Consider the following 21,428-nt stretch of genomic DNA (forward strand, 5'->3'; position numbering starts at 1 on the left):
TCCTATTTTTGTTTAATTTTATTTAATATCGTTTGACTATATATTGCTATTTCAAGCCCGTATGGTCTTGAAGCGCTTCTTAAAACTTTTTTTAATACTAAATGTCCTTCCACAGTTTCAATCGTAATTTTTTTATTTTCAAAATGATTTTTAATGATATTTAAAAATACTTTTAAATATATATATTTACCTTCTATCTTTGTAATTCTAATTTTTTTTATCTTTATTTTTTCTCTGATATTCGCATTTTGAATATTAGAAATTGTATTGTTTTTCTCAATACTGTATATATTTTCTTTTTCATACTTTTCCGACATCATTCTTAAAGCCCTGTCAAGCTGATTTGCTACGCCATAGCTTGATAACGACAGATAACGTCTTAAAAATAATTTTGAAAATGTATATATTTCTAATTTCGTAACCTTATCGTTATATAGAAGGTTTTTTATTACCTGTATTTGTCCTTTTGCATTTTCTCTTATAACGATAGGCGGTTTTTGATATGCTTTATATGCCAAAAATAATGAACCGCCTAAAAGAATTATAAGGATTAAAGACAGCATTTTTAAAAAGGAGTTCATGTCCATTACAAACCCCTTTATATTTGCGTGATTTAATTCTTTTACTTCTTCAATATCTTTCTTTTTTTTAAACATTATGCCCCCGTCCAAGAAGATATTAATGCCCATGCGGCTTCGCCCAGCAAAATAATTAATCCGCCGACCATAACCCTTAGTCCCCAAACATGACCCTTTTCACTTCCGATAAAATGCGCTACCGCCACGCCGGCAAGCCCCATTAAAAACATCCCCGGACCGAAAATTGTTTTAATCCATGTCTCTGCGCTCGAAAACGATGTGCCGATAGCCGAAGAATTTCCGCTCGTAAGCTGCGCCGAAGCGACAATCGGTCTTAGCCATACCCCTAAACTCCCCATTAATCCGATTAAAAATAATTCTAAAGCATAACTTAATTTTTCTAATTTCTTTTTCATAATCCCTCCTTCTTAAATTTAATAATTAATTTTTAATTTAATTTTCAGTTTTCGGATAAAGTAAATCTATTGCTTTAATTTCGTGATTTGTGTATTCCTCAATTTTCATAGCAAGCTTAGGAGAAGGAATATTTTTATATCCCCATATGTTGTAAACATGAACTTCGGTAATGCCTAAATCCAAAGCCAAGATTCTGCTCGTAATCTTATGTTCATTGCAGTATTTTTTTAGTATGTGTATATTCATAATTTATAAAATACAACTTTAAAGAAAATATGTCAAGTATATTTTTACTTTAAAGAAAGAATTTTATCAAAAGCTTTAATTATAATGAATTGCAGGATAAAACAATATTTGATAAAAATTTAGGAATTATGGAAAGAAATGTTATGTTTTAAAAAAATATAGGGGGCAGGGGGATTATTTCCCTGCTTTCTAACTTATATAAGATTTATTATTTACAAAAAAAAGGGAGCGTTTGCTCCCTTTGATATTATTTGTTTACATTAATTTTCTATTTTGAATTTTATCATATTTTTTACAGTATTTTAAAATATCTTTAAAATATTTGATTCTTACAATACTTTTAGACAGCGTTTCATAGCTTTCTAAATCTAAACTGCCATTATTATATAAATCTTTTAAAACCTGACGGCAAAAACTCTGCTCTTTTTTCATTTTTAAATATTCTGTGTCCTGGCTGTTTTCTAATTCTTGATGCAATGCCGATAAATAAGTCATCTTTTAATCTCCTTTTATTAATTATTATTTTTAAAATTAATTTATAGAATGATACCGGCGTGAAAACCTCTGCTCACGCCGGCGATTATCAAAAATCACATTTTTTTATAGCAAATGAATTGATGATAATCTCTTTTCTTTCTTGGTCGACATTTTCGGCGTCGTACCAAAAAATTACATTAACGCCTTTTTCTAAATCATCTTTATCTGATTTGTTTGGATTATTTTTTTTTATTTTCCATCCATCAATTAACTCGATTGTTATCAAGTTATTTAATGCTTCAAATGAATTGATTTCTCTAATTCGACACTCCTCATGTCTCGACATATGTTGAAGTACTGCAGCGACCCCCAATAATTTTCCTAATTTACTCATTTTTAATCTCCTTTTTTTGTTTATTAGTTATTTTTTAACAAGTTCTTTTTTCTTAAAAATATAATTCTCTATCTTGCCGTTAATTGTAGCTATTACTTCACGTCTGTAAAATGTAATATCGTCATATATCGCAGGTAATACAACTTTACAATTAGATTTTTCGATTCCTTTTTTTCCTGTTTTCATATTTTTAACTAATATACAGTGGTGATTATAATAAACCTGCGCTTGTATTTCTCTATCGTTTAACATTTTTAATCTCCTTTTTTATTTATTTTATTTAATTTATCCTGGCATCCTTGATTGGTGCTTCTCTCTAATGTTTTTTTCTCTCTGCACTCAATTTAATTTTTAATTTCATGTAATTTATCCCGTATATCCCGTCTTGTATGCTCTCGCAAATATGAACGAAGAAAAATTTACCATTTTTTTTGCAAAGAATGACAAAATTTTAGATATTTAAAAATAATTTAAACTTTTTCACTGCTAAATATAAATAAAATAAAATGCTGTCTAAAAAAATAAAGCTAAATAATGGAATGAAAAGTTTAAATTATTTTTAAATATCGTTAAGAAATTTTGGCGTGATTTGCGTACTTAAAAAATGGCAAGCGAAGCGCAGTCCCGAAGGGATAAATTTTTCGTAGTGAACTTCGAGCATACAAGACGGATATATGGGATTTTGTGAAATTAATTAAATTGGGTGCAGAGAGAACTAATAAAAGATGGTTTTATTTCCTTATAAATTTGTTTAAATTGTAAAAAAACCGACAGGCTCGGTCTTTCGTGAAAGACTTTTTTTACAATTTAAACTCCTTACTGCTTTTTGCTGAAATTATTATAAAGTAATATCGACCAACGGGAGATAAACACAGGTTAAACTGCGATTTTTGATAGTCGCCGGCGTAGCAGAAGTTTTTACGCCGGCATCATTTTAGTGATGTTTTTGTGCGGAGCGAAGCGGAGCACAAAAACTACTTACAAATTAAATCAACTGTTTTTATTTGCCGTATTTTGCCGCAAACGCTTCGTCAGACATAGTAAGATATATTATACCCTCAATAAAGCCGACAAGTTCCGGTATGAACGTCCAACAAAAAATTAAATAAACAATGCCCCACCCGATTTCTCCAAGATAAAACTTATGTATGCCTATACCTCCGAGGAAAATGCCGAATAGCCCTGCAGCTATTTTACTTTTGCCGCCGGATTGAACCGCATATTCCTGTCTTACTCCGCATTTTGGACAGATTTCGGCTTTTGCGTTTATTTTTTCTCCGCAGTCCTTGCAAAATTTAGTTGGACCGTCCATAGTTATTTGTTCTTCCATAATTCCTCCTTAATTTTTTTTATAATATTGTTAGTTCAACTTCCCGCTATTCACCGTAATGCTTCTTTGCGGCATTAAAAAAGTTTTTATGAAAAGTGTTTCCAAGGTGTTTGACAACATTTTGAGCATTAAAGCAATTTTCGTTAGCTTTCGATAAATCAAATTTCTTAGAATTCTGATTTACAAATTTCGGATTATTTTCGCATGCCTTATAAATCGTTTTAGCCTGCTTCTTATGTTTCATGTAATACGAATAAGAATGATAATTATTAACTTGATTATTTTTAGCACACCCGGATAAACCCGCAACAACTAAAAATAAAGCCCCAAAAATTAAATACAATTTTTTCATAAATTCTCCCTGTTTTTTAATAGTTTTAACTGTTATTATTTTTTATCATACTATATTACTATATATAGTATGCTTTAAAGCTCTATTCTAACTATATATAGTCAGAATTATCTATATCCGCTATAAAATCATCTAAATTAAGAACCTCTAATTTCTTAATAGTTTCATCTAATATAATTCTTTCATCTAAAGTTTTACCGCCTTTATATTCATCTATTTTAATTAATTTTTCTTTAAATTTATTTGCATTGCCTCTAACTATATAGATAAGCTTGTTTATCTCTTTTGTATTTTGCAATGCTGCTAACTTTTTTTCGTATTTTATCATAGATTTATATTCTAATTCTATCTCAAATGCTATTTTATTTTTAATTAAAATTAAATCAGGAACTAACAACCAATCAGGTTTTGTTTTTTTAATGTTTAAATCTATTTCATAATCTATATTGCGATTATTTAGTATAGCCCCTATTTCTGCTATTATTAAGTGATGATTTGCATTATTGTTAAGGGCTACTCTGTTAATATTAATGTTAAAATATTTTATATCATTTTCAAAAGATTCTTTTAATACTTGATAACCTTTAATATCTAAAGTGTATATATTTTCCATATTTTTAACTTTTAAAACCTTTATATAACCAAAATTACTTATTTTTTTTAATCTTGCATATAGAGTTTTTATTTTAACCATATATAATATATTTATCGCTTTAAGATTTGCATATCTATGTTTATACAAGAACTTAAATAGAATTATGTCCTTTTTGCTTAAATCAACCCGTCTCTGTTTTCCCATAACTACTCCAATTTAAATTTATCGTTATTTTGCGCCTGTGTTTTTGATTGTTTTTCTTCCTTGTTAAAATTCTTATCTTTAGTTTCATTGCCTACCTTTTCTTGATATTTAGCTTCAATGTTTATATGCCGTTTTTCTTCAGATTTTATGATTTTATAAGCTGTATACATAAAGATAGCTTCAAGAATAATGATGTTTTCTATTAAAAAATAAAAAGCTAACATAACTGCGCTATGTCCGATATTCAGATTAAGATATGTCCACTGTCCGCTTTTAATCAATATTTTTAACATTCCGTATTCTTTCCAAAAGTCCTTTCCGTAAAACCAATTTAATATTAAAATTGGCGCTGCAATACCTGAAACAAAAGCTGCAAATAAACCTATCAGCCATACCTTTGACATATAATTTTGAAAACTGTGTCCTTTACCTAAACTATTGCTGTTATTGCCGCTGCTATTGCCGCTGCTTTGATTATTCATCGCTTCTCCTATAATATTATTATGAAGTGTCTATTTTATTATCTTTCAATCTCCACTCTATTAAATTGAAGTCCTACTAATTCTAAATTTCCGTCTATTATTGCCTTTGCAAATGCCTGTCCGGGTTTTAATTTACTGAAAGCCTGCGGCTGTATAATATAATCTCTTCTTTCGCTTTTACTGATTCCCAATGTTCCTGTATTGTCTTTGCTTTCCGCTTTAAATTCAAATATCTTATTTCCAAATAATTTTGAGATATCTTCATTTCTTATTGAATCCTGTTTCATAAAATATTTATTCTGACTGTTGGACAAAAGAATATCTAATAAAGCTTTATCAAATCTGTCTGCGTCCGATAAAGACTGTGTCATCATTACTAATTGAACTTTAAAGCTTCTAATTTCCTTTATTATTTTTGAAAATGAAGAAAACATTAAGTCTGCAAATTCATCTATACACAAACAAACATCATAGTTTAATTCTTTCGGCTTTCTCAGTCTTAAATTTTCTATAATCATTCTTCCCATGCTGTTTTCTTCCTGTATGTTTCTTAAACTAACCCAATTTACTTTAGAAAAATTAATATTATCCGCTTCATCTATATTAAAGTTTTTTGCTAAAACATAAGGCTGTAATTTATCCATAAACCCGGAAATATATCCTGCATAATTTTTGTCTTCCACTAAACCGCCGGCAATAAGTTTTTCCGCTTCCGTCATTTTGCCGGCATGCTCTTTATATAACTTCGCAATATTGTCTTTATATAAAGCTATAAAGATTTTTTCAAAGGTAGGTTTTTCAATATATTTTAAAATAAATCTTAAAGCCTGTGTTGCAAATGACTGATAAAAACTTTCCGCCGTTGATATTTCTTTCGGATACAAACTGTTAATTATTAGCTCTGTTATTTCCTTTTCGCTTAACCCTTTTAGAAGGTTTATATTTGATTGAAAATCAAATATATTTGCCTCATCTCTTAATTTTTTAGCCGTGTCTTTTGCCGCTATTTCTCCCTTACCGTCAATAATAGTTATAATCTTTTTTCCTATCCAAAAATTTAATAATACGCTTTCCGTTTTACCCGCTCCAGTTTCTCCAAAAACTATTGTGTGTCTATCCGGCAATTCAATTTCAATTTCTTTATTATTTTCTTCTGTTAATATTGTTGCTTTTGCAAACATATTTCCTCCATAATTATCAAAAAATATTTTAACCCTCCAGTGTATTTAAGGTAGTTTGTTTTTAAACTTCCTTATGCACTTTTATTCCCCTCCTGAGAGGAGGGGGTAGGGGGCGGTGCTTCATTCTCCCCCTCTTCAGAGGGGGGCGGGGGGGTGTTTGCCTGTCGTCCGTGAAAGTTCCAATCACGGCACGACCAACCCAAAAAAAGCGTTTACGGTTTTTGCGAAGCAAAAATAAATTTCGCAAGAAATTTAAGTGCGGTCTTGTTTTAAAATTTTCGTCAGAAAAGTTTAGTTTGGCGAAGACAAACCACGAATTAGCGAAGCGTTTGCCGAAGGCAATTTGTGAAACAAGATTTTTTGGGTTGGTCGTGCCGTGATTGGCTAGCGAAGCGTTTTGCGAAGCAAACCATAAACGGCACGGACGACAGGCAAACTCTAATGGGGGCAAGGGGGTGTCCCCCTTCCTAATGCCTTTAATGTCTTTAGAATGTATTCTAAAGGTAATTCTAAAGGTAAATTTTATATTATTCTTAGTTTTTACACTGTCTACGATTTTGTTTTTGCTTTGCTTTTGCATTTTATTTTATTTTAATCAGTCTTTAATATCCTTGTTATTTTTCTGTTCCTGTTCTATTCTTTTTGCAATAATGTTTCTTGCGTTATTTACCACCGTTCTTGCGATTAATGCCTTTTCTACTCCAAGCAGTTTCGCCAGTTCCGTTATTGAATTATACAATTCGCTATCTAATGAAATTGTAATTGATTTCTTTTTGCCTTTTGTGTTTTTTATACCGTCAAATATATCCATTTACTCATCTCCTTTAATTTTAAATTTATTTAAATACTTAATAAATTTACTTGCCGTTGCATTGTCTTTAGCGTATATTGCCACAATATTATCTGTGCCAAAATAACTGTCAATAATATCAAATCTTATGTCAATTTTAATGTCTGTATGCGTATCGTTAAAATGGTCTATATCGGTTTGGATTATAGAATAATTCTCTTTAACAGCTTTATTAAAACGCTGGTCTCTTTCTTTATAGTTTCCCCATTCTTCTTTATTATCTTTATTTAAATTAATATTATTTTCTTCCTTATTTGTATCTAAGTTATTTCTTTTATTCTTAACTTCCCCTGCAGTAATGCTGTCATAATTTTTAATAAGCTTTTTCTTTTCTTGTTCATCTTTAATCTTTGATATTTCGATTGCTTTTTTAATTGTGCTGCCCGTGATTTTTTCTTTTAATTCTTCAGGCATTTCACATATACTTAATATCTCTTGCACATACGATTTTGATTTATGAATCTTTTCCGCTATCTGTCTAATAGTCAATCCTTTTTCCTTCAATTGTTTATAAACATTAGCAAGCTCTGGCTTGCTCAAATCTTTTCTTTGAATATTTTCTAAAAGCTGATAAATCAATATGTCTTCTTCTTTAATGTTCTTTACAAGACAAGGCACACTGTTTAATCCCGCCCTTTTAGAAGCCTCTAATCTTCTTTCTCCGGCTATCAAAAAATATTCGTTATCTTTATTATTATTTCTCATCACTAAAAGATTTTGATTAACTCCAAATTCTTTTATTGATTCCGTAAGTTCGTCAATATCTTTCAAAACATTTTCTTTATTTCTAATCTGCTCATTGACAATTATTTCATCTATATTTATATCAATAACGCTTGCTTTATCTTCCGTATCTTTGCCAATCCAATCTAAAGGATCGTTTAATTTCTTCATAAAATCTCCCTGTTTCTACTTTTAATTATTTGACTGACTTCTTCTCCGAGTTTTTCATAATCTTCATAACCTCTGCAATTTTTCTTATAATAAAATATGCTTTTGCCGGTTCCCGGAGCTTCCTTTAAAGAAGTATTTACCCTGATAATAGTTTTAAAAACTTGATTATCAAAATGTTTATGCAAATTTTGCAGTATATCTTTTGATATTGAAGTATTTGCATAACCTGTGGCAAGATAGCCTAATATTTCAAGTTTGCCGTTAAGTTTCTTCTTAACCATGCTTACCGTTTTTAGAAAATCAGACAATCCTTCCATTGCAAAATATTCAGTTAAAACCGGCACTATTATTTTATCCGCCGCTACTAAAGCGTTTATAGACAATAAGCCCAAGCTCGGCGGACAATCAATAATAATAATATCGTGGTATAAATCTTTTACGATATCTTTCAAAATCATTTCTCTGCCGACTTCGTTTACTATTTGCAGCTCAACTCCTGCAAGCGCTATATTCGCCGGCGCTACTTCTAAATTTGAATCTGCGATTTTTATTATATCCTTAATGTTTTTTTCTCCTGACATTACCGCTGCCATTGAATTATCTGCGGTTTCTCTAATTCCTAAATGAATACTTGCGTTTGCCTGCGGGTCTATATCAATTAATAATACATTGTCGTAATTTCTTTTTAATGCAACGGCAAGATTTACCGCCGTCGTTGTTTTACCTACTCCGCCTTTCTGATTCATAATAGCAATTATCATTTTTCACCTCTTTATTTTTTTATTTAATCTTGTCCGCTGAGTGGACAAGAAATATAATTTACTTTATATTTAATATTTATGGTCCGTTAGGGTTCTCGCTATTAAGCATATTTGATACTTCTGCTTTCAACTTTAATATTGCAAATACATTGCCCAAATCGTCATCTTTGTAATTATTTTCTATAATTATTTCTTTTATCCTGTTATTTTTTTTATCTTTCGGCATTTTTGCGATATATTCATCTGCAAGCTTTTCAGCTTCCTCTTCTTTTTCCCTTTCTTTTATTTCAGATACAATTTTTTGTTTTTCGTTTGCTATTTTTTGCTGTTCTTGCAAAATTATTTCGTCCACATCCGAAAATAAGCCGTCTTTTAATGTTTTTATTAATAAGCCGCAGGGGTTTTTTACAGCTATCTTTCCTTTTTTAGCCTGATAATCTAAATATTTGCCTGCAATAGCGGCGTCTTTATGCTGCCTTTCTATCTTAAACAAGACATTCTCATCTTCATTCTTAAATAATTCAAGGACTTTTAGCGAGGGCGTGTGTGAGTTATTTTTATTATTTTCTTCACACACGTTTTTTATAGCGGTAGGATTAACGAAATCGTTTTGTGTGTGTGATTCTTTTTCTTTTAGTGATTCTTCTTTATCTTTTATTCTTATTAGTTGCGGATTTACCGTATACGGCTTAACCGTATACGGCTTTTCAGGACACGGTTGAGATTGAGTATTATCAATGCTTTGCTGATTTAAAGGTTCTTCTCCGATAAATTCTTTATAAATTTCTTCGTAATTATCGTTAAGCGATAAAATACGATATAAAGTTTTAGAAAATTTGCCGGCGGTTTTATGTTGCTGTTTTTTTAAAAGCAGTTTAGCTTCAATTAATTCATTCATTACCCTGTATAATTTATCTCTTCCGACTCTTCCGTGTTCACAAAGATATTGAATTGACGGATATGAAATTCCCCCAAACGACCTTAGAAGTAAATATAATCCCATTACCTCCAGAGACAAAGATTTTGACCTTATTAGATCATTTTCAACCCAAGTAAACGGAGCTGCTATTTTATTTTCAATTATTATTTTTTCTTCCATTGTTTTGTTTTATCTTTAAATGTTTTCCGTTTATATTTAATATTTAGGACATGTTATAAATCATAATTTATAAAATACAACTTTAAAGAAAATATGTCAAGTATATTTTTACTTTAAAGAAAGGTATTTATTTAAAACTTTAATTATAATGAATTTATAATTTTTAGATAATATATTAATATTAAAGAGGTTTCGTTAATATCATTTACAATAAAGAAAAATATTAATTTAAATTCATAATTGTCAATACATAAAATGTCAAAAGAAATTAAGGATAAAAATCTTAAATTATTAAAATCAATAGGTGAAAAATTAAGAAGTAAACGTAAGGAACTTAAAATTTCTCAAGGAAAAATAGCAGATTTGCTTGATATCAGCGATACGCAGATTTATAAATATGAGCTTGGCTATTCTTTAATACCCTTAGATAACTTACTTAAGCTTTGCGAATTATTTAACGTAGATATACATTATTTTTTAGGAGATATTAAAAAAGAAAAACAAGAAAATATTTCTGTCATTAATTATCCGTCTAATCCGGAGTTTGCAAAAAGAGTCGTGATGTTAAAAGAAATATACGATTTTAATTATGAAGATTTAAATCTTGGTGTAAATAATTGCATAGATTCAATGTATGCAATATTAAAAAACCGGGAGAAGCAGGGAAGAGATAGAGAAACTCCTAAAAAAAAGAAGAATGCGAATAGCTAAATTTGAAAATTAATTAATATAATGAAAATAATGATTATTAATATATTATAAAATAATGATTTTGGCAATAATTTAAAAGGTTTTAAATATGGAAATAAATAATACAAATAATGATAGTCCTGTTATAAAGGAACAACCAGAAATATTTAAAAGTATTTTAGAAGAGTCAAAAGGAATAGATGCATATAATGAAATAAACAAATTAATTAATTTGGATAATATAGGAAGTATAATAGATGATATTTCTATTAATTATTCAGATGAAACAAAAGAATATAATAAGGGTATCCAGAAAAGACTTAATAATAATCTATTAATAAATAATATAAATGATTGCTTAAAAGATGCAAAAATAGACTTGAGAGCTTATAACGCCTTATTTAAAGATGCAAACTATTCTCGAGCAATTTTTAATCTTCAACAAGCAGCTGAAAAAACGATAAAGGCTTTATGTTTTATAATGTTTGACAAATTTGAACCTCTTAAAATAGGGCATAGTCCTCTCACAATTTTTAATTTCTACTTTAAAAAAGAAAAGTTATTTTCAGAAATGTTAAACATTATTATAAAAAAAGCAGATGCACAACTTAAAACAGATATGTTAGACGTTTTATCTAAAATTTATGATAAAAATTATCAAAAAGATTTTAATATAAATATAATAAAAATATTTTTAATCAAAGATGATTATAATATGGCTGGTTTAATAATAAAATTATTGCAAAACATTAAACAAAAGTTTTTGAATAATGATCATAATTTAAATAATATATTTTTTTCTTCAGAGTTAATGATTTTTAATTTAATTGTATCTCCTCATGAAAATTGTTCTAGATATTCTGGGCAAAAAATAAAACCTGAAAATTATACTTTTGAATCTAAAATAGTAGGATATTCAAGCGGTATTGCTTTAGAATTAGGAAATATAATTAATTATATAGATAAGTTAGTTAATATCGATAGTAATTCTACGCCATAAATAATTACTAATTTTGCAACTATATATAAGTAAAAATTAACTATACTTTAAGAACAAAGATTTAAATCTTGGCATAAATAATTGCATAGATTCAATGTATGCAATCTTAAAAAAACAGGAGAAGCAGGGAAGAGATACTAATCCTAATAAAAAAGCTAAAATGGAAGGTAATAATAAATCATAATTTTAAGGAATAATATTTAATATACGAAAAATATTGTTTAACGTCAATGCTTATACAACAACTAAAATAGGAATATATATAATAATGAACCTACATCAAGCAAAAAAGAGGGTATGGAATTATAAGATTATATCGATAATTCTAAGATATCTGCCTCTACTTTTAATTATATTTGGAACATTAAGATTCATTCGTTATACATTTGTTTCTGCCATAAACAATAATAATACCAAAGGTATCCAAGCATTCAATCAAATATACAGGACTTTGGTTAAATTAATAAATTCCATTCAACATGAATCAATTTTCTTTAATTTTTTTTTGAAATATTCGCCAATGCCAATTTTAAGTCAAAATATAGAAAAAATGAATACAATCGGAAATTATGAGTATTTGTTTCTTATCCTTCTAATTCCTATTGGAGTTTCCTTAGGGGAATCAGCTAAGAATTTATCTAAGCGTATTCGTAGAGTAAAAGATGAATTGGAAGAACAATACGAATGGAAAAAAACATCTTATTACGGAAACAAAAATAACGTTCAGTTTCTTGAAATAAGGATAGAACCTAAAGATAATTGGTATAACAGTTTGTGGGTTAAAATAGTTACAGGCATAGCAATAGTTGTATTGGGTCAAATTGCACTTATGTGGTTAGGTTTAACAAAATATAATTCTTAAGCTAAATATACATAAAATATTCGGAAGTTTGAAAGTGTCCGTCAGGCGGACAATAACACATTTATAACGCTAATCTATAAATTATTTTTATAAATTAAATTTTAAAAATAAAGAGGTGCAATGTCAAAAATTGACTTTAGAAGAGAAGGTGTCGGTCATCTAATTATTGATAACTTTATGGAAGTTCCTGCATACCAAAGATCATATGCATGGGAAGAATTAAATGTAAGAGATTTAATCGAAGATATCAGAAATTCAAATTTTCAAGAATATTTTATAGGGACCGCAGTTGTCACTCCTAATAATAATGGGGATTTAGAAATAGTTGACGGACAACAACGAATTGCAACAATATATATGTTTTTTGTGGCAATAAGAGATTTGATGAAAGAAATAAAAGATGACGCAAACGCAAATATTATTGAAAATCAATATTTGCTAAAAACAACTTTCGGAAGTAAAGATATAAAACAAAAATTAAAGCTAAACGATTTGGATAATGATTTTTTTCTTAAAAGAATTATCCAAGGGGACATCTCTCAACTCCCTTCTAAAGAATCTCATGATAGAATTTTGAAAGCATATGAACTAATTAAGCAATTCGCCAAGAATGAATATAATAGTTTTGGAATGGAACGAATTACAGAACTGATTAATTTTATGGAAAAAGACCTTGCCGTTATTATGGTCAAAGTCCCAGATGATGTTAACGCTTTTACAATTTTCGAAACTTTAAACGATCGCGGCTTAGCCCTTTCTCAAACCGATTTGATAAAAAATTATTTATTAAATATATCTAATGATAGACTTCAAGAAACACGAATAAAGTGGACGCATTTTACGGGTGCAATTGAAGCAGCAGAATATGAAGATGAGGTTCTGAATTACATTAGGTATTATTGGTCATCTAAATACGGATTAACAAGGGAAAAGGAATTATTTAAAAATATTAAAAATAGTATTACAAATAAGAATGCCGCGGTTACATTGCTTTCTAATTTAGATAAAGATAGCCGACTATATTTAGCTATCCTAAACCAAGATAACGAACACTGGAAAGATATGCCTAAGTGTGCCGAGTATATAAAAGCTTTAAAAGATTTGAGATTAACCCAGAATAGACCTTTGATACTCGCAATACTGGAAATGTTCAATGATAGCGAAGTTGAAAAAGCTTTAAAATTAGTTCTTAATTTATCTGTACGAACTTTAATTACCGGCGGCGGTGGCGGCACATTAGAAACAGAGTTTTCAAATCTATCTAAAAAAATACATAATGCTCTTATTAAAAATGCCTCAGAATTAAAAAACGGAATGAAAAATATAGTCCCCACTGATGAATTATTTAAGAAAAATTTTATGATCACCTCATTCTCTAAATCTTACATCGCTCGGTATTTTCTGGTTGAAATTGAAAAATATATGGACAACACCATGGAAATCATACCAAATCAAAATCCAGAAAAATTAAATTTAGAGCATATTTTGCCGGAAACCATTTCTAACTTTTCAGATTGGCCCAGTTTCAATGAAGATAGTCATAAATCATATTATAAGAGAATAGGTAATTTAACGTTATTGGATACAAAAATGAACTCAGATGCAGGAAATAATGATTTTCAAAGCAAAAAGAATATATATAAAGATTCAAGAATAGCTATTACAAAAGATTTATGTAATTTCAATAGTTGGTCTCCGCAGGATATTGATAATAGGCAACAAATATTTGCAGATACCGCTGCTAATATCTGGAACACAAAGTTTAATTAATTTAAATGAAATTAATCTCCAAAAAAATGCTTTTGCCATAACTGTAAATACTTTTTTATTAAAATTTATATGACTCTGGCTATTTTTTCGGACTTTCTAGTTTTAATTTATTTGCGGAAAGTGTCTGCGCCCTTTTCCGCGATATTCCTCATTAATCCATTTTCCTTAATTTGCTTCGTCAGACAGCCATGAATATCCGCATTAAATAAAAGTTTTAAATGCTAATTATAGTATGTAGAACTATTGTATGCAACATTCTAAAATTAATAATGTGAAAAATATTAAAAAAGAAATACTTTTAAAATTTGGCAATAAAGTAAGGAAGGAAAGACTTAAGTTAAGCCTTTCCCAAGAAGAGCTTGCAGAGAAAGCAAACGTTCATAGAACTTATATTGGAATGATAGAAAGAGCAGAAAGAAACATTACTCTGGAAAATATTGAAAAGATCGCCAAAGCACTGAATCTAACAATTAAAGATTTATTCTAGGCAAAGGCTATTAAATTATGAATATAACTGACACTATCGTTTTATTATCAGAATCTAAATCAAAAATTTTAAACCACCTCAGGAAAGTAAACGAAGAAAATAACTTTAATTACCGAACATTCGGAACTGAAATAGAAGATTATGTAGTAGATATATTAGTAAAAATCCTGAAGGAGGCCGGGTTTATCAATAGTGAAGACGATTATAATGTGGCTAAAGATAAAAATGAATTTCCTGATTTTACCCTGAACACAACAACTCCTAAATTAGCATTAGAATTCAAGTCTGGCAATCTTAGTAAAAAATCTGACGGCAAATGGGTTAAATGCAACAACAGCAACAATGATATGGGTACTCTAAATAAGTGGGAGGAAAAGCTCAGTCAATTCGGCGGCGATAATATTTACTATATTTTTATCATTTATAATTTTAACGACAATGTTAAAGAGATTTCCGATATACAGATAGAACCATTTTATAAATTTATCGGAATCAACAGAGACGGAACGCTAAAATATCGTGAAAAAGACGGCAACTTAAGGCCAAAAAACTTTGATGAACCATCCCCTATAACCAATTTAAGCATTTTCGAAAAGTTACTTGGAAAAACTAAAATATATCGCTCAAAACGCATAATTAAAAAACATGTCAAAGAAATACCTATTGAAGAAAGAAACGTTTTTCTCGATAGTCTTAAAGTTCTTAAAAGTTAAGATCTAAATATCTCTGTTTCTCGTCATTTAATAAAGCTATTCTGCCGGCTTTTAAAACCCTATGAGGTTCCGGATAAAGTATTTTTAATTGTTCTATATCTATTAAAAATTTTTCGACAAATTCATTTAGCGTTGGTCTTCTTCCAAGAGCTTGAGAATAAGCCTGCACTTTGGTTTCCAATTCTTTTTTGGTATAGACAGAAACCGCTTTATTATTCTTGCCGACCCTGTCTAATTTGCCGTTTTTCTCGATTTGCTCAAGTTTAGCTGCCGTTATGTTTAAATAGTATTCGTCTAATTCTATAGTCGTATATTTCCTATTGTTTTTTAATGCACTGATAGCAGTCGTTCCGGCCCCGCAAAACGGGTCGAATACCAAATCGCCTTCATTTGAATATGACTGAATGATCCTATCCATAAGTTTATCGGGTAATTGACAGGGATGGTCATCTCTGTCAATTTTATGTTTTATTCTATGTATATCCCACCAGATATCGGATACCGGCACTTTGTTATCTATATTTGCATTTTTTCTTGTTTTTATGCAATTTGCCCTTAAGCAATACTCTAAACTGTCGATATCCGCCGGTTTATTATAGGTAAAACCATTAGGGGCTTTAGAATATGCCAATAATGCATAATGGGCGGGCATAATTTTGCCTTTAGGCAAAGAGAGGGCATCCCACACTATCCAGTTCTGAAAATACGCTATAGAGTTAAGTAGTCTGGCATGCTCTAAAGCCCATTTCGGTATATTCAATATAAGAATATTGCCGGTCGGTTTCGTTAATTTAACGCATAATTCTAACCATTTATTACACCATTCAATATACTGTTGCTCCGATAGTTCGTCATTATATTTATTATAGCTTTTATCTAAGTTATACGGGGGGTCTGCAAAAACTAAATCAAATATACCGTCTGGATATTCTCGGGCAATTTCTTCCATTTTAGCAATGCAATCACCGTGAAGAAGCTTGTTTCTGTAACGACTCGAATCTACAAATATTTTGTCGGCAGGCCGTGGCTTTGACGTAAGATTCAGAGGTGCGATATATTCTTTATCGATATTGAGATATAGTATATTCCTTTCCTCTTCTTTTAAAAGGGCTAAAAGTCTTTTTAATACCTTATCCGGCATTCTACCATAGTCAAAATAATTGTTCGAAGATTGATAGTCTATTATATTCAAAGAAATATTATTATTATCCGGATCATTGACAGTTTTTTGAATATCGTAAAAATCTTTCCATACGTCGGATATACCTGTTCCTTTAATATTCATTAAATGTTTCTTTCCGCCCCAGTCTTTAATATTTCTCTTGCAAGCGCTGCAAGCAATATAATCAATTCGCGTATTTTTTGTGTCTAATTCTAAAAACTGCCCGCCCTTGCTAAGCATCAAAATACCAAGATGATTATGCTTCAAATGATTTTTAGCTTTTTTCTCGATAGTATTTATAGAATCTATGGCTATCCAGTATCTAAATTTAAATCCGTCAGGAATATATTCATAACACTTCATAAGCTGCGAAGGCGAACCATAAATAAACAGCAAACCTTTATCGCATATCAATTGCAATGAAGAATCAAAAATTTCTTGTATTTTCTGCACAAAATCCGGATTAAAATGAATATTGCTAAATGATTTTACCATATCTTCCGAATATACCGGCAAGTCTATTATCAAAGAATGAAAATATTTATCTTGATATGATAATTTTAAATTTTTTGAATTAAATATATTTATTTTTTTTATCATTATTTTTCCTATTAGACCGTATTTATTACAATTATAATATATAATTTATAAAAATACAAAACCTTAAGTGCAAAATGTAGCTTACACAGACACATATATATAAGATATTACAGTTGTAAGTTTTAAATGTATTTTAAATTTTACAATAGAAATTGAATTATGCAAATATTGTTGTTTTAACTTTTTTTATTGATTTAAAAAAATAAATATGGCATAATATTTGCATTACATGAATACTATTCCTAATTAACAAGGAGGAGGTGATTAAATTGCAGAATAATTATTTTAATATTCTTTTAAAGCAAGTTATTGTCGGATTAGCTGTTACTTTGGCCGCTCACGTAATAATTGCCGCATTAGAAGAAAAGTAACATTTTAGTTTAATTGGAGAAAACTGAAATTGGTTAAAATTAAATTATTCTCCTTAGGCCGTCAATGTAAGATTAAACATATAAACTACTGACGGCTTAAGGATTTAGTAAAATCATATTTTCATTATACTATGCCGTATCTCTTTTAACAAAGCAATAATTGCCGAAAAATATATTATCCTCTCTCTCCCTTTTTGCTCTTTATCGCTTATCCTAAATAAATCCATAAATTTATTATTTAATAATTTATCCATACTGTCTGTTTCCGATTCTAAACTCCTGTTCGTTTTTCCGGTAAAGAAATCGTCAATTGCTTTTTTTGACGATACCGCTCATATTTACGGTTATCTCCAGTAACTCCAAATCAACCGGCGGATATCCTACAAGTTCTTTTATATTAATCTTTATTTCATTAGTTGAATTATAAATACTTTCCATTATAGCAATAAATGTTGTTATTCTTATAATTTCTTCAGACGGATTGCCGACCATTCCGTTTTCAATTTCAGTTTTAAGCTTTTTTAATTTCCCCAGACAATTTTCATCTTTATATTTTGCCGCTGGCTCTTCCAATACTGTTAATAGTCTTAATGTATATTCGAGGTTTGCTTCAACAATGCCTGCAAAAAGGGATAAGTTATGAGTTATATCGTTCAAAATTTAATTTTATAAATATTAAAAATTTTATCTGCAATATAAAATTACATTTTATTTATTTAAGATGGTCGGACAAAAAATCACTTGTTTTTTTAATCATATCTTTAACATCATTTTTATCATATTCATCGAATTTTCCGTGATCTGCATTGTTGCGAATATCGTTCAATACCTGGATTTTCTTTTGTATTAATCTGTTATAAATATTGCTATCAGCACATTTTTGATTCATTGAACTTAGGTCTTCTTTAGATTTTAGCTTTATCCCATTTTTTAATGTTATTTTTCTAAGTCCATCTTCTAAAACTGCTCCACATAAAGAGGCGGCTGGGTCTTTGTATCCGCATTCCAAAAGGTGTTTCGCCATTTCTATGAAATCTGTAAATATTTCTGCAGAAACAAGCATCTTTATATCGGTAAGAAATCCACCTAAAACATCTTCTCTAACAGAATTAAGAATCGCCTGACCCGACCTCACGGAATCTTCATATGCTGCCGTCAATTTTATAATTTCCTTAAAACTTTGCACATATGTGTGGGTCTCTCCCAGTAAATTAATTAAAAAAGCTATCGTCTGGGTTTGCCACCCTGAAAATGAAGCTGAATCAAGGGTTGGTAATCCAAAAGGATTTGGTAGATTAGGTTTACGCGTTTCAAGTACTTTATCGCCTTTTTCAATTAGTCTGCCTATATGTTCTAATATTTTTTCTTTAGACATTTTAATACTACCTCTAATTCGGCATGCCGGTCAATATTTATAATTATTATTCAACTGTATTAAAAATCAAGTATTTTTATTGTGCCATGATTTTTAAAAATCCGGCGGATTTTATTTTCCTGAACCGTTCTTTTATTATTACGAAGCAAGCATTATATTTATTTCCCTGGAAAAATGTTATATACTTTTATTCATATCTTTTATTTTTAATCTTATGCTTTCTGCTATTTCATCGGCTTGTTTAAAAAGTTTAATGATGTTCTCTTTTAAGGAATCCAACGCATACATCTCTTCGCTGCAAGCTTTTTCTATTTCCTCACGGCTAACTTTCTTTGGGTAATATTTTTTAATGTATTCTTTAATTATATTTTCTTTTTTATCGCCCTCATCCTTATCTTTCAAAAAATCCCGCCAATTTTTATTTCCTTTTTTTGAATTACAATCTTTACAGCATGGTACAAGATTCCCGATAACATGACCATATCCGGAATATTCAGAATTTTTTACTAATCCAACGAGATGATCCCAAGTCTCGGCAGGTTTACCGCAATATACACAATGCAAATCGTCTTCATTTTGGCCAAGTAAACGAACTGCTTCTTTAAGTTTGTTAATATCGTATGAATCATTTGGCGCAATCGCCGAAGCAAAGGCATGATTTATGGTAGTCTTTCTTTTGTTGGTTATTGAGTATGGTCTTAAATGAGATTTAATGCTATCTATTTTCATTGTTTTCATAATTCTGATATAGTTATAAAACCTTTATCATTTTATTTAACGCGACATTTTTTTGTTCGACGAATTACATATTTCAAATTCTTCTTCGGTTTTGTATTCGTTGAAAAAATCACATTGCCCCATATTATATTAGTATTTCTTTTTATAACTATAACAAAAATATAATAAAATGTTAATAAAATTATATAAAATATGCACTTTTTTTAAATTACATAAGCACATAAGAATGAAATGACATACATTATCGCCATTATAATTTAATTATTTTCTCACTGCAACGCTTTTGCAACGGTAATAAACAAAAAGGCTATGAATTAACGGAAATATACGGAATAGACGGAATGGGTCAAACTGTTTAAATAACTGCAAAATCAGGCGGAAAGTCGGTTTAGTTAAATTAATTGAAACGTTTTGACACGGTAGGGGTCGGCGGTTCGAGACCGCCCGTGCCTACCAGTTAAAACCGCAGTAAACAAGCACTTTCTGCAACATTCCTCTTGACAGGCATATGCACAAAAATGTATAAATATGAATAGAAATAACTTATTTTTACTACTATATTACTACCATTTACTACTAAAAAAATGGCATGCCAAGCATTTCCTGCCGGTTTTAGGGAATAAAAATATTGCCGATATTTCGACTAATAAAATATCTTTTGCAATCTCATGTTTTTTTAAATCTGTGTCCGAAAAACCGTATAGAAATATATTCGAATCAAGGAGGATATTATCTTTCATTGGCTTCGTCTCTCGATAAAAAAGATACGCCGTCCCTAAGATGAACGGGATTGTTTACCGTCCTGAAAATAAAATCTTTCTCGCCTTTAGAATCTTTATCTAATATTATGACCTTAGCTTTTTTTGCGTTAAAATATTCTTTAGGCAAATGAATTATGCCGTTTTCTATTTCCGCCTCAAATTCTGTATTTCGCATCTTCCGTGCCTCTTAATATATTATGGTATTATAATTCTATAATAAATAAATCATTTATTTATTCATTTATTAATTATACTGCTTTTTTTGGATGTATTCAATATTTTAGCATTTTTCGCATTTTTTATTGAATCTGTAAATTTGTAATAGATATTGTTTATAATCTGTATTGTTTATAATCTGTTCTTTACTGCCATATTACTACCTTATTATAAATATGTATTAATGTATTTGCCTGTTTTATGGGACAGTAACTGCTATTTTATGAACTTGATTATTTCTATAAATAGATATATATTGAATATATATTTATATTTATATTTTATTAATATAGTTGTAATTTTTGTTTTTTACAAGTCAAATAATTATTAAAATAAAATATGGATAATAAAAATATAGTCGTAAAATTAACAAAACACGCTGAAATAAAAATAAAAGAAAGAAATATTTCTTTAAATATCATAGAAAAAATTATTTCAAATCCTGAAATGATTGAAAATGACAAAATTGACGAATAATTAGTGCATTTCATAGGAAAAGTTGACGGACGGTATTTACGAATAATTGGAAGGCGGGATAGTAAAAACAGTTTCTTGGTTATAAGTTCTTTTTTTGACAGACGGATTAAAAAAATAAACAATTGAGGTAAATTATGTTAAAAATAGATTATGATAAAGACGGCGATATTTTAGAAATTAGATTTTCCGATAATCCCATAAAGGATAGCGAATATATAAATGAATCCGGTTTAGTGATAGATTATGACAAAGACGGTAAAATAGCCGCAGTTGAAGTCATTTCATTTTCTAAGAGAGTAGCAACAAATAATTCGCTTGAAGCATTGGCTGTTTAATAAACAAATAA

The 21,428-nt window shown here is 29.4% G+C and carries 28 protein-coding genes; 8 read left to right on the forward strand and 20 right to left on the reverse strand.

From position 1 onward, the window contains the following. Window positions 1–2 precede the first annotated feature (2 nt). From EVJ46_00110 to EVJ46_00180, 15 genes are all read right to left on the reverse strand, one after another. Window positions 3–656, reverse strand: a complete 654-nt coding sequence (locus tag EVJ46_00110; GenBank protein ID RZD16680.1) for a hypothetical protein — start codon at window positions 654–656, stop codon at window positions 3–5. Further along, window positions 656–994 (reverse strand): hypothetical protein, encoded by a 339-nt coding sequence (locus EVJ46_00115; GenBank protein RZD16681.1) that lies wholly within the window; start codon window positions 992–994, stop codon window positions 656–658. Before EVJ46_00115 ends, EVJ46_00110 begins: the two co-directional genes overlap by 1 nt. A gap of 37 nt (window positions 995–1,031) precedes the next feature. Continuing rightward, window positions 1,032–1,241 carry a hypothetical protein gene (locus tag EVJ46_00120; GenBank protein ID RZD16682.1) on the reverse strand — a complete coding sequence of 70 codons (210 nt, stop codon included), beginning with the start codon at window positions 1,239–1,241 and terminating at the stop codon, window positions 1,032–1,034. Between the two features lie 255 nt (window positions 1,242–1,496). Continuing rightward, a complete protein-coding gene (locus EVJ46_00125) occupies window positions 1,497–1,736 on the reverse strand; it encodes a hypothetical protein (protein ID RZD16683.1) in 240 nt (79 codons plus the stop codon). Window positions 1,737–1,824: 88 nt separating this feature from the next. After that, entirely contained in the window at window positions 1,825–2,064 is a 240-nt protein-coding gene (locus EVJ46_00130; GenBank protein RZD16684.1) for a hypothetical protein, read from the reverse strand. 75 nt (window positions 2,065–2,139) lie between these two features. Beyond that, window positions 2,140–2,364, reverse strand: a complete 225-nt coding sequence (locus EVJ46_00135; GenBank protein ID RZD16685.1) for a hypothetical protein — start codon at window positions 2,362–2,364, stop codon at window positions 2,140–2,142. Between the two features lie 748 nt (window positions 2,365–3,112). After that, the gene (locus EVJ46_00140) at window positions 3,113–3,442 is read right to left on the reverse strand and encodes a zinc-ribbon domain and TM2 domain-containing protein (GenBank protein ID RZD16686.1); all 330 of its coding nucleotides are present in this window, start codon (window positions 3,440–3,442) and stop codon (window positions 3,113–3,115) included. Window positions 3,443–3,488: 46 nt separating this feature from the next. After that, window positions 3,489–3,794 carry a hypothetical protein gene (locus EVJ46_00145; GenBank protein RZD16687.1) on the reverse strand — a complete coding sequence of 102 codons (306 nt, stop codon included), beginning with the start codon at window positions 3,792–3,794 and terminating at the stop codon, window positions 3,489–3,491. 91 nt (window positions 3,795–3,885) lie between these two features. Then, a complete protein-coding gene (locus EVJ46_00150; GenBank protein RZD16688.1) occupies window positions 3,886–4,593 on the reverse strand; it encodes a hypothetical protein in 708 nt (235 codons plus the stop codon). A 2-nt stretch (window positions 4,594–4,595) separates the two neighbouring features. Beyond that, window positions 4,596–5,075 carry a hypothetical protein gene (locus EVJ46_00155; protein ID RZD16689.1) on the reverse strand — a complete coding sequence of 160 codons (480 nt, stop codon included), beginning with the start codon at window positions 5,073–5,075 and terminating at the stop codon, window positions 4,596–4,598. A gap of 38 nt (window positions 5,076–5,113) precedes the next feature. After that, window positions 5,114–6,256: a hypothetical protein gene (locus tag EVJ46_00160; protein RZD16690.1), complete on the reverse strand. Its 1,143-nt coding sequence runs from the start codon at window positions 6,254–6,256 to the stop codon at window positions 5,114–5,116. 595 nt (window positions 6,257–6,851) lie between these two features. Further along, a complete protein-coding gene (locus tag EVJ46_00165) occupies window positions 6,852–7,067 on the reverse strand; it encodes a hypothetical protein (GenBank protein ID RZD16691.1) in 216 nt (71 codons plus the stop codon). Then, window positions 7,068–8,000 carry a ParB/RepB/Spo0J family partition protein gene (locus tag EVJ46_00170; protein ID RZD16692.1) on the reverse strand — a complete coding sequence of 311 codons (933 nt, stop codon included), beginning with the start codon at window positions 7,998–8,000 and terminating at the stop codon, window positions 7,068–7,070. Next, the gene (locus EVJ46_00175; protein ID RZD16693.1) at window positions 7,997–8,761 is read right to left on the reverse strand and encodes a ParA family protein; all 765 of its coding nucleotides are present in this window, start codon (window positions 8,759–8,761) and stop codon (window positions 7,997–7,999) included. Before EVJ46_00175 ends, EVJ46_00170 begins: the two co-directional genes overlap by 4 nt. Before the next feature lie 76 nt (window positions 8,762–8,837). Beyond that, complete coding sequence (locus EVJ46_00180) at window positions 8,838–9,860, reverse strand: hypothetical protein (protein ID RZD16694.1); 1,023 nt, start codon at window positions 9,858–9,860, stop codon at window positions 8,838–8,840. A 255-nt stretch (window positions 9,861–10,115) separates the two neighbouring features. On the opposite strand from EVJ46_00180, the gene EVJ46_00185 reads away from it, so the two are divergent. The 6 genes from EVJ46_00185 (at window position 10,116) to EVJ46_00210 (ending at window position 15,382) form a co-directional block, all read left to right on the forward strand. Further along, window positions 10,116–10,571: an XRE family transcriptional regulator gene (locus EVJ46_00185; GenBank protein RZD16695.1), complete on the forward strand. Its 456-nt coding sequence runs from the start codon at window positions 10,116–10,118 to the stop codon at window positions 10,569–10,571. A gap of 88 nt (window positions 10,572–10,659) precedes the next feature. Further along, a complete protein-coding gene (locus tag EVJ46_00190; GenBank protein ID RZD16696.1) occupies window positions 10,660–11,550 on the forward strand; it encodes a HEPN domain-containing protein in 891 nt (296 codons plus the stop codon). Between the two features lie 268 nt (window positions 11,551–11,818). Further along, window positions 11,819–12,412: a hypothetical protein gene (locus EVJ46_00195; protein ID RZD16697.1), complete on the forward strand. Its 594-nt coding sequence runs from the start codon at window positions 11,819–11,821 to the stop codon at window positions 12,410–12,412. A 120-nt stretch (window positions 12,413–12,532) separates the two neighbouring features. Then, the gene (locus EVJ46_00200; protein ID RZD16698.1) at window positions 12,533–14,182 is read left to right on the forward strand and encodes a DUF262 domain-containing protein; all 1,650 of its coding nucleotides are present in this window, start codon (window positions 12,533–12,535) and stop codon (window positions 14,180–14,182) included. A 247-nt stretch (window positions 14,183–14,429) separates the two neighbouring features. Then, on the forward strand, window positions 14,430–14,669 hold the full coding sequence (locus EVJ46_00205; protein RZD16699.1) for an XRE family transcriptional regulator: 240 nt from the start codon (window positions 14,430–14,432) through the stop codon (window positions 14,667–14,669). 17 nt (window positions 14,670–14,686) lie between these two features. Continuing rightward, a complete protein-coding gene (locus EVJ46_00210; GenBank protein RZD16700.1) occupies window positions 14,687–15,382 on the forward strand; it encodes a hypothetical protein in 696 nt (231 codons plus the stop codon). Here the strand turns inward: EVJ46_00210 and EVJ46_00215 are convergent. The 5 genes from EVJ46_00215 to EVJ46_00235 form a co-directional block, all read right to left on the reverse strand. Next, window positions 15,372–17,144 (reverse strand): site-specific DNA-methyltransferase, encoded by a 1,773-nt coding sequence (locus tag EVJ46_00215; GenBank protein ID RZD16701.1) that lies wholly within the window; start codon window positions 17,142–17,144, stop codon window positions 15,372–15,374. The two genes, EVJ46_00210 and EVJ46_00215, sit on opposite strands and share 11 nt — an antisense overlap. A 677-nt stretch (window positions 17,145–17,821) precedes the next feature. Beyond that, a complete protein-coding gene (locus EVJ46_00220) occupies window positions 17,822–18,172 on the reverse strand; it encodes a hypothetical protein (GenBank protein ID RZD16702.1) in 351 nt (116 codons plus the stop codon). Window positions 18,173–18,227: 55 nt separating this feature from the next. Next, on the reverse strand, window positions 18,228–18,890 hold the full coding sequence (locus EVJ46_00225; protein ID RZD16703.1) for a HEPN domain-containing protein: 663 nt from the start codon (window positions 18,888–18,890) through the stop codon (window positions 18,228–18,230). 177 nt (window positions 18,891–19,067) lie between these two features. Next, window positions 19,068–19,628 carry a hypothetical protein gene (locus tag EVJ46_00230; GenBank protein ID RZD16704.1) on the reverse strand — a complete coding sequence of 187 codons (561 nt, stop codon included), beginning with the start codon at window positions 19,626–19,628 and terminating at the stop codon, window positions 19,068–19,070. 729 nt (window positions 19,629–20,357) lie between these two features. Further along, window positions 20,358–20,564: a hypothetical protein gene (locus tag EVJ46_00235; GenBank protein ID RZD16705.1), complete on the reverse strand. Its 207-nt coding sequence runs from the start codon at window positions 20,562–20,564 to the stop codon at window positions 20,358–20,360. Between the two features lie 380 nt (window positions 20,565–20,944). Between EVJ46_00235 and EVJ46_00240 the strand changes: the two genes are divergently transcribed. Both EVJ46_00240 and EVJ46_00245 read left to right on the forward strand, forming a co-directional pair. Then, complete coding sequence (locus tag EVJ46_00240) at window positions 20,945–21,082, forward strand: DUF4258 domain-containing protein (GenBank protein ID RZD16706.1); 138 nt, start codon at window positions 20,945–20,947, stop codon at window positions 21,080–21,082. A gap of 134 nt (window positions 21,083–21,216) precedes the next feature. Next, window positions 21,217–21,417, forward strand: a complete 201-nt coding sequence (locus tag EVJ46_00245; protein ID RZD16707.1) for a DUF2283 domain-containing protein — start codon at window positions 21,217–21,219, stop codon at window positions 21,415–21,417. Window positions 21,418–21,428: the final 11 nt, after the last annotated feature.

Origin of the sequence: Candidatus Acididesulfobacter guangdongensis, assembly GCA_004195045.1 — a bacterium.
GTDB classification, from domain to species: Bacteria; SZUA-79; SZUA-79; order Acidulodesulfobacterales; family Acidulodesulfobacteraceae; genus Acididesulfobacter; species Acididesulfobacter guangdongensis.

What these genes read in the sequence shown, in the direction of transcription:
- EVJ46_00110 (RZD16680.1), bottom strand. Translation starts at nt 656, where the DNA reads ATGTTTAAAAAAAAGAAAGATATTGAAGAAGTAAAAGAATTAAATCAC.
- EVJ46_00115 (RZD16681.1), bottom strand. Translation starts at nt 994, where the DNA reads ATGAAAAAGAAATTAGAAAAATTAAGTTATGCTTTAGAATTATTTTTA.
- EVJ46_00120 (RZD16682.1), bottom strand. Translation starts at nt 1,241, where the DNA reads ATGAATATACACATACTAAAAAAATACTGCAATGAACATAAGATTACG.
- EVJ46_00125 (RZD16683.1), bottom strand. Translation starts at nt 1,736, where the DNA reads ATGACTTATTTATCGGCATTGCATCAAGAATTAGAAAACAGCCAGGAC.
- EVJ46_00130 (RZD16684.1), bottom strand. Translation starts at nt 2,064, where the DNA reads ATGTCGAGACATGAGGAGTGTCGAATTAGAGAAATCAATTCATTTGAA.
- EVJ46_00135 (RZD16685.1), bottom strand. Translation starts at nt 2,364, where the DNA reads ATGTTAAACGATAGAGAAATACAAGCGCAGGTTTATTATAATCACCAC.
- EVJ46_00140 (RZD16686.1), bottom strand. Translation starts at nt 3,442, where the DNA reads ATGGAAGAACAAATAACTATGGACGGTCCAACTAAATTTTGCAAGGAC.
- EVJ46_00145 (RZD16687.1), bottom strand. Translation starts at nt 3,794, where the DNA reads ATGAAAAAATTGTATTTAATTTTTGGGGCTTTATTTTTAGTTGTTGCG.
- EVJ46_00150 (RZD16688.1), bottom strand. Translation starts at nt 4,593, where the DNA reads ATGGGAAAACAGAGACGGGTTGATTTAAGCAAAAAGGACATAATTCTA.
- EVJ46_00155 (RZD16689.1), bottom strand. Translation starts at nt 5,075, where the DNA reads ATGAATAATCAAAGCAGCGGCAATAGCAGCGGCAATAACAGCAATAGT.
- EVJ46_00160 (RZD16690.1), bottom strand. Translation starts at nt 6,256, where the DNA reads ATGTTTGCAAAAGCAACAATATTAACAGAAGAAAATAATAAAGAAATT.
- EVJ46_00165 (RZD16691.1), bottom strand. Translation starts at nt 7,067, where the DNA reads ATGGATATATTTGACGGTATAAAAAACACAAAAGGCAAAAAGAAATCA.
- EVJ46_00170 (RZD16692.1), bottom strand. Translation starts at nt 8,000, where the DNA reads ATGAAGAAATTAAACGATCCTTTAGATTGGATTGGCAAAGATACGGAA.
- EVJ46_00175 (RZD16693.1), bottom strand. Translation starts at nt 8,761, where the DNA reads ATGATAATTGCTATTATGAATCAGAAAGGCGGAGTAGGTAAAACAACG.
- EVJ46_00180 (RZD16694.1), bottom strand. Translation starts at nt 9,860, where the DNA reads ATGGAAGAAAAAATAATAATTGAAAATAAAATAGCAGCTCCGTTTACT.
- EVJ46_00185 (RZD16695.1), top strand. Translation starts at nt 10,116, where the DNA reads ATGTCAAAAGAAATTAAGGATAAAAATCTTAAATTATTAAAATCAATA.
- EVJ46_00190 (RZD16696.1), top strand. Translation starts at nt 10,660, where the DNA reads ATGGAAATAAATAATACAAATAATGATAGTCCTGTTATAAAGGAACAA.
- EVJ46_00195 (RZD16697.1), top strand. Translation starts at nt 11,819, where the DNA reads ATGAACCTACATCAAGCAAAAAAGAGGGTATGGAATTATAAGATTATA.
- EVJ46_00200 (RZD16698.1), top strand. Translation starts at nt 12,533, where the DNA reads ATGTCAAAAATTGACTTTAGAAGAGAAGGTGTCGGTCATCTAATTATT.
- EVJ46_00205 (RZD16699.1), top strand. Translation starts at nt 14,430, where the DNA reads ATGCAACATTCTAAAATTAATAATGTGAAAAATATTAAAAAAGAAATA.
- EVJ46_00210 (RZD16700.1), top strand. Translation starts at nt 14,687, where the DNA reads ATGAATATAACTGACACTATCGTTTTATTATCAGAATCTAAATCAAAA.
- EVJ46_00215 (RZD16701.1), bottom strand. Translation starts at nt 17,144, where the DNA reads ATGATAAAAAAAATAAATATATTTAATTCAAAAAATTTAAAATTATCA.
- EVJ46_00225 (RZD16703.1), bottom strand. Translation starts at nt 18,890, where the DNA reads ATGTCTAAAGAAAAAATATTAGAACATATAGGCAGACTAATTGAAAAA.
- EVJ46_00230 (RZD16704.1), bottom strand. Translation starts at nt 19,628, where the DNA reads ATGAAAACAATGAAAATAGATAGCATTAAATCTCATTTAAGACCATAC.
- EVJ46_00235 (RZD16705.1), bottom strand. Translation starts at nt 20,564, where the DNA reads ATGCGAAATACAGAATTTGAGGCGGAAATAGAAAACGGCATAATTCAT.
- EVJ46_00240 (RZD16706.1), top strand. Translation starts at nt 20,945, where the DNA reads ATGGATAATAAAAATATAGTCGTAAAATTAACAAAACACGCTGAAATA.
- EVJ46_00245 (RZD16707.1), top strand. Translation starts at nt 21,217, where the DNA reads ATGTTAAAAATAGATTATGATAAAGACGGCGATATTTTAGAAATTAGA.